Source organism: Brevibacterium ammoniilyticum, assembly GCF_038429965.1.
In the GTDB taxonomy this organism is placed as follows: Bacteria; Actinomycetota; Actinomycetes; order Actinomycetales; family Brevibacteriaceae; genus Brevibacterium; species Brevibacterium ammoniilyticum.
On the sequence record NZ_BAABNP010000038.1, the window covers coordinates 1 to 2641 of the forward strand.

3 protein-coding genes are annotated in these 2641 nt (G+C 58.2%); all 3 read left to right on the plus strand.

The genetic code is table 11. The annotated features are described in order from the left end of the window. The first annotated feature begins 589 nt into the window (after positions 1 to 589). The 3 genes from AAHA49_RS17895 (at position 590) to AAHA49_RS17775 (ending at position 2497) form a co-directional block, all read left to right on the plus strand. Complete coding sequence (locus AAHA49_RS17895; protein WP_425286534.1) at positions 590 to 826, plus strand: lactococcin 972 family bacteriocin; 237 nt, start codon at positions 590 to 592, stop codon at positions 824 to 826. Between the two features lie 1060 nt (positions 827 to 1886). After that, positions 1887 to 2252, plus strand: coding sequence for a transposase (locus AAHA49_RS17770; RefSeq protein ID WP_259801818.1), 366 nt, complete (start codon positions 1887 to 1889; stop codon positions 2250 to 2252). Further along, positions 2249 to 2497, plus strand: coding sequence for a transposase (locus AAHA49_RS17775; RefSeq protein ID WP_259801819.1), 249 nt, complete (start codon positions 2249 to 2251; stop codon positions 2495 to 2497). Before AAHA49_RS17770 ends, AAHA49_RS17775 begins: the two co-directional genes overlap by 4 nt. Positions 2498 to 2641 lie beyond the last annotated feature (144 nt).

Genomic DNA, 2641 nt, shown 5'->3' on the forward strand with positions numbered 1-2641 from the left:
CAACCTCACGCATTACATCGCGAGGTGTCTGCTCGAGTCCGGTGGCTTCAGACCGGTTCTACACTCTCAATTACGATGAGCCGCTTAAAGCAGTGGCGAAGACTGTCCCCCAGTTATGACAAGCTCGCCGTCGTCTCTCGAGAATCTATCGTGCTCAACGGTGTCATCGCCTGTTTACAGCATTTATCAGACATGCCCCGAGACAGCCGCCAGGCGACGACTTACATTGGCTATGACTCATCAACCTGGACTCTCATTCACGTAAGGCCGCAGGTCGAGACGATCCAATGAAGTTCAAATGTAAACTACAGCGGCAGCCACTGTGAATTTCAGCTTCTGGACTAAAACTGCTATGCTTGGCGGGTTGCAACGAGAGAAAAAATGTCTTCGCAAACTTTCCGAATTCTACATCCAATTGTTCTTAGGCGAAAGAAAAGTGAAAATTAAAAGAACTGTAGCCGCTTCCGTGTTGACGATGATCTTGACTGGTGTGAGTCTTGATTCGGCCAGCGCTTCTTCGACTTCGTTCGACGAGGTTGATTCAGCACCCTCGGTCAACAGCGTAGACTCAGGATCCGCCCAATTTTACATGGGTCCAGCAAAGAAGAGGGCTGTAGGTGGTGGAACCTGGATTACTGGCTCTTACACAAAGGGAATCACCAAGTATTGCTATTCTAAGTATTATCATCCTAAGAAAAAGCATTCAGCTACTGCGATTCTAGCACCTAAGTCGAAAAGAGTAGTTAAGAAAGCGGGATCCACTGCGGTTGCGCAGGTGTCGAGCGCACTCCCGAGCGTATGTAATACCTACTGGTCAACTCACTAATCTATCTTGCCGGTTTTTTGGTTGTGAGCATTGCGGGTGGTGTGGCAGTTAGAAATATCTGCAGAAAGGAATAATTCTCCGATAAATCCAGCTGTGATCTCGATGTTTCTTATTCCACTGGCGGGAATCGAGACTTGATCCGAAGAGTTTGACGCAACTGGATTTAGCGCACGTTTTCTGTTGTGCAAGTACCAGCGATATAGGGACGATGCGTATTTGAAGCTCGGCATCGAATTGGTTGAACGATTTCCGCCTCACCAGGCTCTTCCGATATCGGGCCCTTCGGGTATTGGGTGGGGTGAGGGTGCCCGGGCGGTGATTCGACGATAGGGGTCGAGGTCCCCGAGGATCAGAAGCGTTAACTCTCTGATCAACTAACGAGGACCTCGACGTGCTTCACCCTACTCCGGGATACGCTGACGCACGCTCTGCCGACTGTCCGTGTTCCCGCAGCGACTTGCTGCTGGGCCTTGACGGAGTCCACGTCGAGCACGTCGATCGTCGCGACGACGTCCTCGACGTGACGGTCTCGACCCGTGCCCACCCGACGAGGTGCCTTGGTCGCGGTGTGCTCGTGTCCGCGCACGGTCGGCGCCGACGGTTGCTCCGTGATGTGCCCGGGATGACGGAGGTGCGGGTGGTGTGGGGGCGCGGTGAGTCCGACTGCCCACGGAAGACGTTCGTAGAGCACGACTCGTCGTTGCTCGCGCCGCGGGGGTCGGCCGTCGCGTGGGCCACCGGGCAGTTGCGGCTTGAGCACGCCACGATCCAGGGTCTCGCCCGGCTCGTGGAATACGCTGTGGCGGGCTATCGAGCCCGTGCTGGTGCGGCTCAAAGCGGAACGAGTCGCGGTTCGAGAGCGTCACCAGCCTCGGTGTCATTGAGCATGTCTGGCATCACGTCTACCCGCTCCGGCGGGGACCGGAGGGGCTGACCGGAATGGTCGACCTCACCTGCGAAAGTCAAAGAAGGACACGCGCGAGGGCGCTGGATCTGGCGCCCGTCCGGGAAGGCCCATACGACGTGGCTCGGTGAGCGCGGCGACAACTTCCGCCTGCAGGTGAAGGCCGCAGGCCCGGATCCGTTCGCCGGATACACGACGGCAATCGAGGACAAGCTCGACGACGCCGTCGCGGTCCTCGACGCGTTCCACGTGGTTAAGCACGGCACCGCCACAGTCGACGAGGTCCGCCGACGCGTCCAAAACAGGACCCCCTCAGGCACCGCGGACGCAAGGGCGACCCGCCCTACGGGGTACAGACCATTCTCCGCGCCAGGGCTGAGAACTTCACGGAGAAGCAGCAGGCCCGGCTTCACGCGGCAATGGAAGCCGACATCGCCCACGACGAAGTGTTCGTCGCATGACAGTGCGCACAGCAACTCCGATCCGTCTACCACCACAAGGACCTGGCAGAGAGACGACTGACCGCGAAGAGGGTGATCGACACGTTCCACACCTGCTCGATCCCGGAGATCGCCCGGCTCGGCCGCACCCTGCGGCGCTGGCGCTCAGCGTTCCTCGCCTACTTCACCACCGCCCGCGCGAACAACTGCGGCACCGAAGCCGTCTACGGAATCATCGAACTGCACAGGTGCCTAGCCCGCGGCTATCGAAACCGCGAGAACTACCGGCTCCGCATGCTCCTCGCCGCCGGCGGACTCACGCCATGACCCCCACCAGATGTCCGAAGAGCCCGTTTTCAATAAGAGACTTGATAGAGGCAGACAATTGGGCTCTTCGTGATCGAGAGTGTAGGCAGTTGATCGCGTCGTTGCCCAGGTAGGGGTCGAGGTCTCCCTGAGAATGGAAGTTCT

What these genes read in the sequence shown, in the direction of transcription:
- AAHA49_RS17895 (WP_425286534.1), top strand. Translation starts at nt 590, where the DNA reads ATGGGTCCAGCAAAGAAGAGGGCTGTAGGTGGTGGAACCTGGATTACT.